The sequence below is a fragment of the Stieleria tagensis genome (genome assembly GCF_024129865.1).
Taxonomy (GTDB): Bacteria; Planctomycetota; Planctomycetia; order Pirellulales; family Pirellulaceae; genus Stieleria; species Stieleria tagensis.
Map to the genome: position 1 here is coordinate 63,419 of NZ_JAMYFE010000008.1, position 14,235 is coordinate 77,653.

The 14,235-nt window shown below is 57.9% G+C and carries 12 protein-coding genes and 1 tRNA gene; 7 read left to right on the forward strand and 6 right to left on the reverse strand.

Annotated elements, in window-relative coordinates; translation table 11 throughout:
• Window positions 1-91: 91 nt before the first annotated feature.
• Window positions 92-280, forward strand: coding sequence for a hypothetical protein (locus NHH03_RS00795; protein WP_253153734.1), 189 nt, complete (start codon window positions 92-94; stop codon window positions 278-280).
• A gap of 1,120 nt (window positions 281-1,400) precedes the next feature.
• Here NHH03_RS00795 and NHH03_RS00800 read toward each other — a convergent pair.
• Window positions 1,401-1,473 (reverse strand) — tRNA-Gly (locus NHH03_RS00800).
• Window positions 1,474-1,752: 279 nt separating this feature from the next.
• Here NHH03_RS00800 and tig point away from each other — a divergent pair.
• The 3 genes from tig (at window position 1,753) to NHH03_RS00815 (ending at window position 5,507) form a co-directional block, all read left to right on the forward strand.
• On the forward strand, window positions 1,753-3,240 hold the full coding sequence (gene tig, locus NHH03_RS00805; protein ID WP_253153736.1) for a trigger factor: 1,488 nt from the start codon (window positions 1,753-1,755) through the stop codon (window positions 3,238-3,240).
• Between the two features lie 183 nt (window positions 3,241-3,423).
• Window positions 3,424-5,241 (forward strand): SpoIIE family protein phosphatase, encoded by a 1,818-nt coding sequence (locus NHH03_RS00810; protein WP_253153738.1) that lies wholly within the window; start codon window positions 3,424-3,426, stop codon window positions 5,239-5,241.
• Window positions 5,238-5,507 (forward strand): acylphosphatase, encoded by a 270-nt coding sequence (locus tag NHH03_RS00815; RefSeq protein ID WP_253153739.1) that lies wholly within the window; start codon window positions 5,238-5,240, stop codon window positions 5,505-5,507. Before NHH03_RS00810 ends, NHH03_RS00815 begins: the two co-directional genes overlap by 4 nt.
• 324 nt (window positions 5,508-5,831) lie before the next feature.
• On the opposite strand, the gene NHH03_RS00820 is transcribed toward NHH03_RS00815, so the two are convergent.
• From NHH03_RS00820 to NHH03_RS00830, 3 genes are all read right to left on the reverse strand, one after another.
• Window positions 5,832-6,407 carry a superoxide dismutase family protein gene (locus tag NHH03_RS00820; protein WP_253153740.1) on the reverse strand — a complete coding sequence of 192 codons (576 nt, stop codon included), beginning with the start codon at window positions 6,405-6,407 and terminating at the stop codon, window positions 5,832-5,834.
• A 211-nt stretch (window positions 6,408-6,618) separates the two neighbouring features.
• The gene (locus tag NHH03_RS00825; protein ID WP_253153742.1) at window positions 6,619-7,563 is read right to left on the reverse strand and encodes a DUF1559 domain-containing protein; all 945 of its coding nucleotides are present in this window, start codon (window positions 7,561-7,563) and stop codon (window positions 6,619-6,621) included.
• A gap of 209 nt (window positions 7,564-7,772) precedes the next feature.
• Window positions 7,773-8,264: a hypothetical protein gene (locus NHH03_RS00830; RefSeq protein WP_253153744.1), complete on the reverse strand. Its 492-nt coding sequence runs from the start codon at window positions 8,262-8,264 to the stop codon at window positions 7,773-7,775.
• A gap of 360 nt (window positions 8,265-8,624) precedes the next feature.
• On the opposite strand from NHH03_RS00830, the gene NHH03_RS00835 reads away from it, so the two are divergent.
• From NHH03_RS00835 to NHH03_RS00845, 3 genes are all read left to right on the forward strand, one after another.
• Complete coding sequence (locus NHH03_RS00835; protein ID WP_253153746.1) at window positions 8,625-9,524, forward strand: EamA family transporter; 900 nt, start codon at window positions 8,625-8,627, stop codon at window positions 9,522-9,524.
• 112 nt (window positions 9,525-9,636) lie between these two features.
• Window positions 9,637-10,680, forward strand: a complete 1,044-nt coding sequence (locus NHH03_RS00840; protein WP_253153748.1) for a galactitol-1-phosphate 5-dehydrogenase — start codon at window positions 9,637-9,639, stop codon at window positions 10,678-10,680.
• A 49-nt stretch (window positions 10,681-10,729) separates the two neighbouring features.
• Entirely contained in the window at window positions 10,730-11,878 is a 1,149-nt protein-coding gene (locus tag NHH03_RS00845; RefSeq protein ID WP_253153750.1) for an aldose epimerase family protein, read from the forward strand.
• A 304-nt stretch (window positions 11,879-12,182) separates the two neighbouring features.
• Here the strand turns inward: NHH03_RS00845 and NHH03_RS00850 are convergent, their stop codons facing one another.
• Both NHH03_RS00850 and NHH03_RS00855 read right to left on the reverse strand, forming a co-directional pair.
• Window positions 12,183-12,470: a membrane or secreted protein gene (locus tag NHH03_RS00850; protein WP_253153752.1), complete on the reverse strand. Its 288-nt coding sequence runs from the start codon at window positions 12,468-12,470 to the stop codon at window positions 12,183-12,185.
• A gap of 100 nt (window positions 12,471-12,570) precedes the next feature.
• On the reverse strand, window positions 12,571-14,202 hold the full coding sequence (locus tag NHH03_RS00855; RefSeq protein WP_253153753.1) for a serine/threonine protein kinase: 1,632 nt from the start codon (window positions 14,200-14,202) through the stop codon (window positions 12,571-12,573).
• Window positions 14,203-14,235 lie beyond the last annotated feature (33 nt).

A 14,235-nucleotide genomic window follows, 5' to 3' on the forward strand; every position in this document is an offset into this window, starting at 1 on the left:
ACGTGGGCGCAGAACTTGCTGTCAAGCGACCACAAAGCCACCTCCCCTCAAGACCCAACAGCCTGAATTCCCAGGCGGAGCAACCAAACTCGTGAACCAGCTCGGCGGACTCTGGCGTGACACTTGGTGGGTCTGGGCTATTTTCCTAGCACTGTCGCTCGCCCTCGGCATCGTCATCGGCTGGTTTTTCTACCTGCTGATCCTGTGCCTGCCCGTACCGTTCGCCTATTTTGCCTTCAATCGCTACGACGCCCAAGGCAACGAAAAGGCAGACCTTTAGGATTGCCGTAGCTGGACCGGCCACGGTTCAGATGTCCCCCGCAGCCCTGACCCGCCTGAACCCTGGCGGGATCAGCTACGAAGAGCACCAGGCCGTAGCTGGACCGGCCACGGTTCAGACTTCTCCCCGGGGCCCAAACCCGCCTGAACCCTGGCGGGATCAGCTACGAAGAGCACCAAGCCGTAGCTGGACCGGCCACGGTTCAGATGCCCCCCGGAGCCCAGACCCGACTGAACCCTGGCGGGATCAGCTACGAAGAGCACCAAGCCGTAGCTGGACCGGCCACGGTTCAGACTCCTCCCCGGGGCCCTGACCCGACTAAACCCTGGCGAGATCAGCTACGAAGAGCACCAGGCCGTAGCTGGACCGGCCACGGTTCAGATGCCCCCGGGCCCAAACCCGTCTGACCCCTGGCGGGATCAGCTACGAAGAGCACCAAGCCGTAGCTGGACCGGCCACGGTTCAGATTCCTCCCCCGGGCCCCTGACCCGACTGAACCCTGGCGGGATCAGCTACGAAGAGCACCAAGCCGTAGCTGGACCGGCCACGGTTCAGATTTCTCCCCCGAGCCCTAGACCCGACTGAACCCTGGCGGGATCAGCTACGAAGAGCACCAAGCCGTAGCCGGACCGGCCACGGTTCAGATGTCCCCCGGAACCCTGACCCGTCTGAACCCTGGCGGGATCAGCTACGAAGAGCACCAGGCCGTAGCTGGACCGGCCACGGTTCAGACTTCTCCCGGGGCCCAGACCCGACTGAACCCTGGCGGGATCAGCTACGAAGAGCACCAAGCCGTAGCTGGACCGGCCACGGTTCAGATGTCTCCCGGGGCCCAAACCCGTCTGAACCCTGGCGGGATCAGCTACGAAGAGCACCAGGCCGTAGCTGGACCGGCCACGGTTCAGATGCCCCCGGGCCCAAACCCGTCTGACCCCTGGCGGGATCAGCTACGAAGAGCACCAAGCCGTAGCTGGACCGGCCACGGTTCAGATTCCTCCCCCGGAGCCCTGACCCGACTGAACCCTGGCGGGATCAGCTACGAAGAGAGAGAGAGCCGCTACGACCGCAGGCCAACAAAAAAGCCCGCCTGGCGGTCTGCCAAGTGGGCTTTTAAAGAAAGAGCGGCTGATGGGATTCGAACCCACGACAATCACGTTGGCAACGTGATGCTCTGCCAACTGAGCTACAGCCGCGTTGCACTTTCGAGATGGGGATTATGCGTAGAAGTCTGGAATCGGCAAGCCCTGAGCCAAACTTGAGGCCGATTGTTTTCCAAAATTGCCGAATTTCCGCAGCGAAAAAAATCTTGCCGCGCAAAATCTCCGCCCAGACTTGCCGATTTTCCCTCGTCGGCGATAGATTACGGGCTTCGCAATTGTGAAGCATGATCCTGCAAACGAAAATTTCTCGCTGCAGGCAAGCCAATATTTGTATGTCAGTCCACTCCGTCCCCGTGCAAGGTGCGTCACAGGATGTCCACGTCCATCGATTCCCCAGAAACCGCAGAAGAAACAACGCCGCTCCAATTGGACGTCCAGGTCAGCTCACCCCAGGCCTGTGTCCGTGACGTCGTTGTTACCGTCCCCGAATCCGAAGTCCAACGCTATCTAAAAGATGCTTATGACGAACTGGTACCCGAGGCCCAAGTCCCGGGTTTCCGCAGTGGTCGTGCCCCGCGCCGACTGGTGGAAAAGCAGTTCAAAGATCGCGTTGTCGAACAGGTCAAAGGCAAGCTGTTAATGGACAGCCTGGCTCAAGTCACCGACAACCAAGAGTTCTCGGCGATCAGCGAACCGGACTTCGATTACAACTCGATCCCTGAACCCGGTGACGGTCCGTTTTCGTTCCAATTTTCGATCGAAGTTCGCCCCGAATTCGAAACACCGCAGTGGAAAGGCCTGGCATTGACCAAGCCGGTCGAAAAGGTTGATGACGAAGCGGTCACCCAGGCGCTTGATCGCGTTTTGAAAGACCGCGCAACATTCGAAGCCACCGACGAACCGTCTGAGATCGGCGACCGTTTGTTGGTCACGATCACTTTCAAAGAAGGCGACGCAGTGCTGTCGACCTTGGAAGAAGAGAGCATCACGTTGGCAGACGCCCTGTCGCTGGCCGACGGTGTTTGCGAACAGTTCGGCAAAGACGTTGCCGGCAAAAAGGAAGGCGACACGGTCAGCACGCCTGTCAAATTGGGCCAAACCGACGACGAGTCCGATGCCGATCGCAAGATCGTTGCCGAAGTCAAAATCGAAGAGGTGCAGAAGCTCGAAAGCATCGAAATCGACAGCGAACTGCTGGAAGAACTCGGTGACTTTGAATCGGAAACGGAACTCCGCGAATTCATCAAAGAATCGCTGACGCGCCAAGCCGAATACCGCACTCAACAAGCGGTCCGCAAAACCGTCACCGACCTATTGGCCGAGTCGGTCAATTTCGAATTGCCGGCCGACCTGGTTCGTCGCCAAACCAATCGCGAACTGCAACGTCGCGTGTTGGAAATGCGCCGCAACGGATTCGATGAAACCACGATCCGTGGAATCGTCAACGCCTTGCAACAAAACGCCAAAGCCTCGACCGAATCCGCGCTGCGAGAGCACTTTGTGCTGGAGCAAATCGCCGAAGAAGAATCGCTTGATGCCGAACCACAAGAGTTCGAACAGGAGGTCATGCTGATCGCCCAACAGTCCGGCGAAAGCGAGCGAAAGGTGCGTGCCCGATTGGAAAAAACCGGGCAAATGGATGCCCTGCGAAACCAAATCGTCGAGCGGAAAGTCGTTGAACTGGTTGTCGAAAACGCCAAGGTGACCGAGGAAGAAGTTGCTTCCGATGCCCAGGACGAAGCAAACAAATCGTTCCCGGTTTCTCACAGCGTGTTGGCCAAGAAAGACCATTCGGCGATTCCGGAAGCCAAGTACGAAGACAACTCGGTGACTGAAAAGACCGAGCAGGCCAAAGACTAGTATTCCGACGCAGCTTGGTTTTCGGGTAGTGGACGAGGCGACGAGTCCCAATGAGTCTGTGGAAAGCACAGGACTCGTTGCCTCGTCCACTACGCCGAACCGAAAAAGAAGTCGAGACGGAATATGACGCTGTAGTAAACTCAAGCGATTGACTGGAACTACCGATGGGAGCCGAATGATTCGATGGCATTTTTGTCAACCAGTCCCAACAGCAGTGCACTTGCCGGCCATGCCGATGCGGCCGCCGGCGCACTCAACAGTGGTCCACAACGCTTTGAATTAACCGAACAGGAAACGTCTATCGGACGGCACCCGGATTGTCACGTCGTTGTCGACGCCGGGGCCGTCAGCCGTTTCCATGCCAAAGTCGTTCGCGAGAAGAACGACCAGTTTCGCGTCGTCGATCTAGGCAGTCGTAACGGTACGTTTCTAAACGGCGGCAAACTGTCCGGCGACCAGGTCTTGCGGGAAGGCGATCGGATTCGCATCAGCGATATCGAATTGGTCTTTCATGCCGACGCGGTGCCAGAGTTCGCCGCTCGCGGTGCCGAGGTCTCGTTCAGTGGCACCAATTTCGGCATTGTCATGGTGGACGATGAACCGGATTCATCGTCTCGCGTGGTTGCCCCCCAGGTCGAGTTCGAAAAGTCCGGTGACGGACTGAAAATGCGGGCCACCCCGGAAGCCAAACTCGAAGCCCTGCTGAAGATCAATCGCAACCTCAGCAACACGCTGTCGTTGGACGAAGTGCTGCCGAAAATTTTGGACAGCCTGTTCGCGATCTTCCCGTCGGCCGACCGTGGGTTCATCGTGATGGAAGCCGCCGACGGCCAATTGCGGACACGCTGGGTCAAAACCCGACAGTCGCGCGACGAAACCGAAACAGTGCGGATCAGCCGTACCATTATTCGCCGTGTGATCTCGACCGGCGAAGCGATTCTATCGTTCGACGCGATGGAGGACGCGCGTTTCAATAGCAGCGAATCGATCGCCGATTTCTCGATCAAAAGCATGATTTGCGCCCCGCTGGGAGACGGCGATGGCAAGATGTTTGGTGCCATCCAAATCGATTCGACGCAGGGACGCGGACAATTCGCCGAGGAAGACATCGACCTGTTGTCCGGCGTCGCCGCCCAGGCAGGGATCCTCATCAGCAACGCGCAGATGCACGAACAAGCACTGCAACAGCGCGAAGTCCAACAAGACCTGAAACTGGCCATCGAAGTTCAAAAAGCGTTCCTGCCCCAGGCGCCCTTGGACTGGCCGGGCTATCAAGTCGATAGCTTCTATAAAGCTGCCAACCACATCGGCGGCGACTATTTTGACTACATCCGATTGCCCGATGGGCGGGTCGGAATCGTGGTCGCTGATGTCGTCGGACACGGGGTTGCCGCAGCCATGTTCATGGCCAAACTGTCGGCCGAGACACGGTTCTGCCTGGCCGGCCAACCCGATGTCGCGCTGGCGATCGAAAAACTAAACGATCGCATGAGCGTGCTGGAGGTGGAGCGTTTCATCACGTTCTTGCTGGTGGTGATTGATCCGGCCAGCGACTCGGTGACGATTGTCAACGCCGGCCACATGCCACCGATCGTGCGCAGTGCCAGCACAGGCGAAATCAGCGAACCCGGGGCCGAAGAATCCGGTCTGCCGATCGCGATCGACACGGGCATGGATTACGAAGCCGTCACGTGCAAGATCGACGCCGGCGACATCCTGGTGCTGTACACCGACGGCATCAACGAGGCGATGGATGCCAAGGACAATGAGTTTGGAATCGAAGCGATTCGCAAAATCGTGGCGGAATACAAAGACAGCGGCGAGATCAAAGACCAGATCGTCAAAGCGGTGCTAGAACACGTCGGTGATGCACCGCCGTTTGACGACATGTGCTTGGTGGTCGTGCATCGCACCCAACCCGCCGGCGTCCAACAGTCCCCGGAAACGATTGCGGTGGCGGAGACGGTCGATCAAAATCCGATGGAAACCTCGCCGTCATGAATGCCCGTCTGATCGCCCGCTTCCGCGGTCGGGTTCAAGGCGTCGGCTTTCGCGCCACCGTCTTGCACCACGCCCGTGGATTGAACGTCAACGGATTCGTCCGAAACGAAATCGACGGCGACGTGCTATTGGATGCCGACGGCCCCAAATCGGATCTGAAAGAATTGCTCGATCGCATCCAATCTCGCCCCGCCGGAACGATCGAAGACAGCATCATCACCTGGACAGATTCCCTCGATCGCAGCAGCGGCTTCGGCATCCGCTAAGACTCGCCAGAGAGGCAACCGGCGGCCGAATGGGTGCCGACTCTAGTTGGGGTCTTTTTACGCCAACGGCGGGAAACAACTTAGCCTAGTGTCAGGTCTTGCGAGTACCGGCAGCGTGTTTGTTGACGTTGGTTTTTATCACAACCCGACGCGTGAGCGAGGGATTTTGGGTGTTGACGGGATCCCTCGCTGACGCGTCGGGTTGCCAAAAACCAATGCTCCCCATGCGAAAGCGCTGGCTTCAAAAACCACGCTCTGCCCCCCCCGCGATTCGGCGACCGGCGACCTGAGACGGTCACCGGCCTGGACACGATTGCTGCTGACTCACTTGGCTTCGGTGTTGGCAACCCCGATCACGCCAACGCCCACACGCGGACCGGCGGCACCGGAAGGCTGGCTTTTCAAGTCATCTTTGCCACCGTGTACGACGATCGATCGCCCCAGAACCAGGTGCAACTTGAGATCCTCGGCCTTGATATCGACCGTCGCCACACCATCGTCATTGGCGGTGATGTTTCCCAGGTCACCGGCATGGCTCTGCTTCCCCGGTGCGCCGTGATCATGGCCAGCCGGTGCATAGTGACCGCCTGCCGACGTCCCGTCTGCCTTGGTCAGGTCACCAAATTCGTGGATGTGAAATCCATGCTCCCCGGGCGTCAGTCCAATCACTTTGCCGTGAACACGAACAAAGCCCTCCATCTGATCGAGCATCAGCACGCCTTTGACGTCGCTGTCGCTGGTCGAGGCCAACACGGCCACCGCATGCTTGGGCAGTTTAGCGTCGTGCATCGCCTGGTGATCGTCGGCATGTTGCTCTTGGGCTTGCAACACGTTTGGTGTGGCAACCAGAACAGCGGCGGACAAGACGGCGGTGATCGCAGCGTGAGAATACAATTTCATCTCGGTTTTCCTCTGTGAAGCTTGAATTGAAGGGGGATTCACTTGATCCCCCCTCTAAATCCCTGCAACCAGCGGACCGAGACCGATTCTGGCCGTTGTCGTGATGGAGAGACGCACCGGTAGCGCCCGTCGTGGCGGCTGATCCACCAGCCTGATCGACGACCGCCCGACTGCCATTCCAACTGATCAATGGCGAGTCAGCCGTCGCCGGTTAAAAGTCGTCGGCTTGCACGACCTCTTTTTTGGCGCGTGTTGTCAACGCGTGGTAGATTTTCAGGTCGACAAATTTTGTGATGAATTTGACCGAACCATCCGAGAGTACGAATTGGGCCCCGTCGGCATGGTAGCTGCCGAAATCTTCGAAGTGCCCGACAGGATCATTGGGCACATGGTCGGCCGCCCCGATCACCCGCGCGGCCGGCTGATTGGCATCGTGAATCACACCGTGCCAAATCGATCCGCCCAATCGACTGCTACGCTCACCGACCATCAGGGTCTGGCTGAGACCATCCAGGATGTCGCGGAAGCGGTGACGGCTGTTGCCATAAAACAGTCCGTCGCCCCGATACAAGTCCTCGTGAATGTCTGTCGTGCCGTAGACCCCGACGTAGTTGCTCTTGGCGATCTGGAACAGGGAATGGTCGACCAAATCAACGTGCGCGCTTCCCCCGTGGTCATGGTCGTCGTCGTCATCATCATCGTCGTGATGACCATGATCGTGATCATCCCCGTGGTCGTCTCCTTCGCCGATCGCAAACAACGGCTCTAAAATATCAGAGGGGCAAATGAACGCCTCGATCGATGTCTGCCGCACGTCTTCATGCGCGTCCTCTTCGATCGCCAGTGAAAAATTGATGTCCTGATAGGCTGCCGAGGCCTCGATCTGAGGCAAAATGGCGGCCGCCCAGCCCCATCCCGGTTCGTGATGGTCATCGTCGTCAGCGATCCAGCCACTGGGCAGTTGTTTGAACGCACTGTGATAATTGTGTAGCGCGACACCGATTTGGTGCATGTTGTTTTGGCACGAGGCACGCCGCGCGGCTTCGCGGGCTGCCTGCACGGCCGGCAGTAACAGACCGACCAGGATGCCAATGATCGCAATCACGACCAGTAATTCGACCAGCGTGAACGCGGTCCGGTTCTTGTAGGATTTCATTTCAGTTGATTGGTGGAGCAGGGGGGGGAGATTCCCCAGATCACACCCGCAAACCGATCCAATGTGCCGAATTCTTGTGGCGGCAGGAAAGGTGTTACGACACAGCCACCGTGTAACAACATGGGTTGGCGGCAGTCGCCCGGGGCGATCAGAGAAACTGGTGGAACGAAACGCCGAGTTCACAGCCGAACGCGGCGGGTGGGATTCGTTCAAACCAGTGGCGGGCCACGCAGGAAATGAACCGAGTCGGTAAAGCCGTGACCGGCGACTTGGCAGTCGGCGGGCACACTTTGTATGGGTGCCGCGGTTTGCAAGACGACTGCAGCGATCAGCGGCAACGCTGCATTGCGGTAGTTAAAAAGCAGTTGGCAGATCGCACAATCACCCGAGTCGTGCGCTGGCGGTGCGGGATGCCCAGTCGCTGAATGCCCAGTCGCTGAATGCTTAACCGTTGGGTGTTGATGCGTCGGTGTTTCGCCGGCCACCACCAGATCGCCGCAGTGATGACTGTGGTGGCAGTGGGAATGCGAAACACTGTCGCCAGCGTCCAGAACCTGGTGACTCACGTCCTGGTGGCAGACCAGCCCTGTTCCACAGCATCGATCACTGCTGTGTTGATGCAAGTGAACCCAGCCCGCGACATTGCCACCCAGCAATGCGATGACGGCGAAAATCGATGCGATTTTTTGCCGAGGGTTCATGACGGGGGGTACCAAAGAGGGTGAATGACCAATTCAACGCGGTTGGTTATGCAAAATCGCTACGCGAGACGTCAAGTGATGGTGCGTGAACTTCAGCAAACATTCGTCGAAAACCGCAAAGTTTATCGCCAAACGCTTTCTTAAATCCCTCGCATTGCCAGAAACTGACACAGCGATGATAACGCAGGGGTGCCTTGGAGCGGGCTTTTTTCCAGGAAAAAGCTGGCAAGTCGTCCATGTCAGCTGATTCCTCCGGTGAGCCGCAGTGGATCTTGGCAACGCCCCCATGCGCAGGATCTTTACCGAGATCCACGACCGGAAACCCCAGATCCGCCCGCCCACTCCGCCGCGTCTGCTTTTGTGATCCAGCATTCTTATCACCTGATTTTCCCGCTGCTGGCCAGCCTGCTGTTCGCCTGTGGATTGTTGTTCTTGAAACGAGCGACAACGGCGGGGACGAATCCCTGGACGGTTTCACTGATCGCCAATTGGTGGGCAGCGATTTTGTTTTCCGGTTTTTGGTTGACTGCCGACGGGCCGCTGCCGATCGGGGCGCTGTGGCAACCGGCGCTGGTGGGATTGTTCTATATCAGTGGCCAAATCGGAACCTTTTCGGCAATCAGCCACGGCGACGTCTCGGTCGCGGCGCCGCTGTTCGGAATCAAGGTGCTACTGGTTGCCATCCTGGCGACATTGCTGGGCGGCCAAGTTCTGCCGCTCGCGATCTGGCTGGCGGCCGCACTGGCGACGCTGGGGATCGTGCTGGTCCAGTGGACCGGAACCGGCAAACGACGACGGGTGTGGTACACGATCTTAAGCGTGTTGGGCGCCAGCGTCTCGTTTTCGGTGTTTGACGTTCTGGTTCAAAAATTCTGTACGTCTGAAACCGCGGTTTGGTCATCCGGTCGTTTTTTGCCGCTGATGTTCTGGTGTGTCGCGGTGTATTCGCTGGTCTTTCTGGGCGGATTCCAGCGTGACAAGTTCGCCGACCCCGCCGTCCGCCGCTCGCTATTGATCGGCGGGCTATTGATCGCCCTGCAAGCGGTATGCATTGTGTTCGCGCTGTCGGTTTTCGGCGACGCACCGCGGATCAATGTGGTCTATTCAATGCGCGGCATTTGGGGCGTCCTGTTGGCCTGGGGCGCGGCGCTGATTTGGGGCGGCAGCGAAGCCGACCAAACCCGCAAAACCATGGGGCTACGTCTGGGCGGCGCGATGTTGATCACGGCATCGGTGGTGATCGCGATCCTGTTTGGATAACGCTCGTATTCCGCCCGTGCTGAAACTCATTGCGTCCGACAGATTATGTTTTACGCTTATCCCCAAATGTGTTGACCGTCCCCCCCACTTTTTTCCCCTGAGACCGACCAGCATGAAAGCGATGCTCCTGACCGAATACAAGAAACTGGAAGTCACCGAAGTTGACAATCCGACCATCGGTCCCAAAGACCTGCTGGTGAAGGTCCAGGCATGTGGGATTTGTGGCAGTGACATCCACGGCTATGACGGCAGCAGTGGCCGCCGCATTCCGCCGTTGGTGATGGGACACGAAGCAGCCGGCGTTGTCACCGAAGTCGGCAGCGACGTCGAAGGGTTTGCCGTCGGCGACCACGTGACGTTTGATTCGACCGTTTCCTGCGGCGAGTGTTTTCATTGCCGTCGCGGCGAAATCAATCTGTGTGACAACCGCACGGTGTTGGGAGTTTCCTGTGGCGACTACCGTCGGCACGGTGCGTTTGCGGAATTGGTGTCGGTTCCGCAACACATCTGTTACCAACTGCCCAAAGACATGCCGTTTCAACATGCGGCATTGATTGAAGCGGTTTCGGTGGCCGTGCACGCCGCCAACCGCACCCCCGTGGTATTGGGTGACACCGCCGTTGTCGTCGGCAGCGGCATGATCGGGTTGCTGGCCATCCAAGCCATTCGCTTGGCCGGCTGTGCGAAAGTCATCGCGATCGATTTGGACCAAGACCGTTTGGACGCGGCGATCGCACTCGGCGCCGATGTGGCACTGAAGGCGGACGCAGTCGATGTGGTTGCCGAAGTCAAAAAGTTGACCGCTGGACGTGGCGCCGATGTGGCATTGGAAGTCGTCGGTGCGAGCGCCACGATCGAAACGGCCATCAACTGCGTCCGCAAAGGCGGCTCGGTCACACTGGTCGGCAACTTGGCCCCACGCGTTGAAATGCCGTTGCAAGCGATCGTGACCCGCGAACTAAACGTGCTGGGTACCTGCGCCTCCTGCGGCGAATACCCGGCCTGTATTGAGTTGATGCGAACCGGTGCGATCCAAGTCGAACCGTTGATCACTGCCACCGCAAGTTTGGAAGAAGGCCCCGAGTGGTTCTCGCGGTTATACGCCGGCGAGAAAGGTGCCATGAAAGTGATCTTGCAACCCAACCTGTCCGCCTAGTGTCCCCCCCGCGTTTGCTACGCCATTTTTTCACCGAGAGACCCCTGCCATGATTCGAACGATTGTGCCCGCTGGTTTGACGACCGCGTTGTTTCCCCTGCTGATCGCAGCGTTGCTGACCACCGCGTCCGCTCCACTGACGAACAACTGCTCTGCCGTGGAAGTCACTCCGGCCGACGACATCCAGTTCTACACCTTGAAGAACAAACAGGGGATGACGGTTCGGATCACCAATTATGGTGCCATCATCACCTCCATCATGGTTCCTGACCGCGACGGCAAGTTGGCAGACGTGGCACTCGGATACAACGACATTGCCAGCTACACCAACGCCGTCGACAAACCCTACTTTGGCGCCGTCGTGGGTCGTTACGGCAACCGCATCGCCAAAGGAAAATTCACGATCGACGGTGAAACCTACACGCTGGCAACCAACAACGGCCCCAACAGCTTGCACGGCGGGATCATCGGGTTCGATAAAGTCATCTGGGACGCCAGCGTGGACGACGATGCCAACGCCGTGACGCTCACGTATCTGGCAAAAGACGGCGAGGAAGGCTATCCGGGTAACCTCAAGTGCTCGGTTACCTACCGGCTGACCGATGACAATGCCATCGAAATCCAATACACCGCGACCACCGACAAAGCGACTCCGATCAACCTGACCCAACACACCTATTTCAATCTCAAAGGTGAAGGCCAGGGTACGATTCTGGATCACGAATTGATGCTCAACGCGGATCGCTACACGCCGGTCGACGAAACATTGATCCCCACCGGCAAGACGCCTGCCGTGCAAGGCACCCCCTTTGACTTCACCACCGCCAAACCGATCGGGCGCGACATCGAAGCCGACAATGAACAACTGCGGTTCGGCGGCGGTTTCGACCACAACTGGGTTCTCGACAAAGCCGGACGCACCGGTGACATGACGGTCGCCGCGACCGTGTATGAGCCGACCAGCGGACGGGTGATGGAAGTTTCCACGACCGAACCGGGCATTCAGTTCTACTGCGGCAACTTTCTGGATGGACGGTTGATCGGCAAGTCCGGCAAGCCGTATCTGCACCGAGGCGGGTTCTGCTTGGAAACGCAGCACTATCCCGACAGCCCCAATCAGCCCACTTTCCCGTCGACGATTCTAAAACCCGGCGACCAATACAATACGAAAACGACGTTCAAGTTTTCGACGCGCTGATTCCCACGCGGACTTGTCGCACTGCGCTGTGGGCCTGATTGCGGGAACACAGACCGGCCGGCCTCAAAGAGACCGGCTACAGGACAAGAGGCTGACGTTTTGAAGCCAGCGCTCGGGGGAGAGGGGAGCCAGATTTTGAAGTTGCGCTTTTATGGTAACCCGAAGCGTGAGCGAGGGATTTAGGGTGTTTGCGGGATCCCTCGCTGACGCGTCGGGTTACCAAAAACCAATGCCTGACGCGAATGCGCTGGCTTCACATCGCTGTCATTGCGTGCTGTATAGCTGGCTACGAGGTGAAATGTTTCTAGGGTCCCAACCAGGGCGCGACTTGCGTTTTGGTTTGGTTTCGCACCGGCAATGACAGTGGGTTTTGGTAGTCCGGCGGGCGCATGGAATGGTCATTCGGACCGAGGTCGGCCTGGGGGAACGGGTCGTGGACGACCGCATTGGCCTGTTGGTAATTCATTGGTCCCGGTGGCGAAATGCAGCCGCCACCATTGCACAGACAGTTGCATCCGCCGGCGGCCAGCACCAATGGCACCCACAAACAAGCCTGTTTTACAGCGTGCGTGGGATTGAATCGAGCGTTCATGGTTACACCGGGGTACGACGAAAAACGTCTGCTGCAACTCACAACGTACGTTTGGCGATTCCCACACTAGCCAAAATCGGCCCTGCGGCGGTAGATCGATTTAGGCCGTCCGCGCCGACCGCCGATAGTGCTGGCTGATCGCCAGAATCGACAACAGATAGGTCGTGCCGAACAACAGCGGCGCGATTGCTGGGAACCAGGCGGTCAACGGCGCAATCAAGAAAAATGCGATTCCTGCCAATGCAGAACCGCCCCAGATGTGACCGGACATCGCGACAAATGCAAACCCACTGAGCGCCGATGCCAACGGAAACAGTGCCGATTGGTTGATCCCACCGATCACCAACAGCACGTTGATCACGGCCAGCGAACACAGATAGCCCAGCCAGATGGACCAGACCGGACGTTCGGCGATGCTGCGCGGTGAGAGCGAGCCGTCGCGGGCATGGTGGATGGTGCCGATGATCAATACAAACATCGTCAATCGTGGAATCCAATAGGCGATCGACGCCGGAAACCCCATCTGCAACAACACAAAAATAGAACAGTGCGTGACAAAGATAATCAGGCCAAGAAATAACAGTGTGCCATGCCAGCGCTGGAAATGATCCTGGTGTTGATCGCGACCGATTTCGCGCGCCACGCGTTCGATCAATCCGCTGCCGGCCGCTTGGACTGTCTCACCGGCTATAAATCGATCCAGATCATCTGCCAGCGAATCGGCACTCTCATATCGACAATCAGGCTCGTAACGAATGGCTTTCAAACAGACGTTTTCGAGTTCCCGCGAAATATCGGGACGATAGCTGCGCGGTGGACAGGGTTCGTCCTGCAACACACTGCGCAATACTTCCGCTGGGCTGTCGCCGCTATGGGGCGGAACACCAGTCAGCAATGCATACAGAATCGCGCCCATCGCATACACGTCACTGGTGGTGCCGGTGTCGGTGCGTCCGGCGGCTTGCTCGGGGCTCATGTAGTTGGGTGTCCCCAACACCTGGCCCGTACGAGTCAACATCTTGCCTTCACGATGCCATTTCGCCAATCCGAAATCAGCGACCAGCGGTCGACCGGCCGCGTTGATCAGTATGTTTTCCGGTTTCAGATCACGGTGAACGATCCCCGCACGATGCGCATAGGCGACCGCCTGAGCCACGTCGCGGACCAGTGCGGCGATCTGAGCATCTGTCAACGACAGGTCGTCGACATGTTTTTGCAGCGTCGGTCCCTCGACCAAGGTCATTGAAAAATATTCATGACCGTTCCAGGATCCGATTTCGTGAATCGAAATGATCCCCGGATGATCCAACTGAGCCGCCGACTCAGCCTCCCGGCGAAAACGCTTTCGCTCCTCTTCGCTCGCCAACACACCATTGCTGATCAGCTTGATCGCAACTGGACGCTGTAAACCAGATTGGCGTGCGCGATAGACGACGCCCATTCCACCTCGCGCGATTTCACTTTCAATTTTGTACGAACCGATCTCTTGCCCGCACAGTGAACCCAACGTCGGTGCCGGTTCTTCGCCCATCCAGTGATGGTTTCGAAAGAAACTTCGCAGTTCACTGTCGAACTGCGGATAAGCATGGAGATAAATCGCCGGATCCGGCGTCTGGCCGGATTCAGACTGCTGCAAGTAATCCGCCAAGATCTGATCGAGTTCCGGATCAGAGCAACTGGACGAATCATTCGTTTGATTTTCCGGGGTGGACATACCGCAACTATACCCCATCAAGTTCGTCTGTTTGAAAGCTGCGTTTTCGCG

Coding starts and splice junctions, on each gene's coding strand:
- tig (WP_253153736.1), top strand. CDS start 1,753: ATGTCCACGTCCATCGATTCCCCAGAAACCGCAGAAGAAACAACGCCG.
- NHH03_RS00810 (WP_253153738.1), top strand. CDS start 3,424: ATGGCATTTTTGTCAACCAGTCCCAACAGCAGTGCACTTGCCGGCCAT.
- NHH03_RS00815 (WP_253153739.1), top strand. CDS start 5,238: ATGAATGCCCGTCTGATCGCCCGCTTCCGCGGTCGGGTTCAAGGCGTC.
- NHH03_RS00820 (WP_253153740.1), bottom strand. CDS start 6,407: ATGAAATTGTATTCTCACGCTGCGATCACCGCCGTCTTGTCCGCCGCT.
- NHH03_RS00825 (WP_253153742.1), bottom strand. CDS start 7,563: ATGAAATCCTACAAGAACCGGACCGCGTTCACGCTGGTCGAATTACTG.
- NHH03_RS00830 (WP_253153744.1), bottom strand. CDS start 8,264: ATGAACCCTCGGCAAAAAATCGCATCGATTTTCGCCGTCATCGCATTG.
- NHH03_RS00840 (WP_253153748.1), top strand. CDS start 9,637: ATGAAAGCGATGCTCCTGACCGAATACAAGAAACTGGAAGTCACCGAA.
- NHH03_RS00845 (WP_253153750.1), top strand. CDS start 10,730: ATGATTCGAACGATTGTGCCCGCTGGTTTGACGACCGCGTTGTTTCCC.
- NHH03_RS00850 (WP_253153752.1), bottom strand. CDS start 12,470: ATGAACGCTCGATTCAATCCCACGCACGCTGTAAAACAGGCTTGTTTG.
- NHH03_RS00855 (WP_253153753.1), bottom strand. CDS start 14,202: ATGGGGTATAGTTGCGGTATGTCCACCCCGGAAAATCAAACGAATGAT.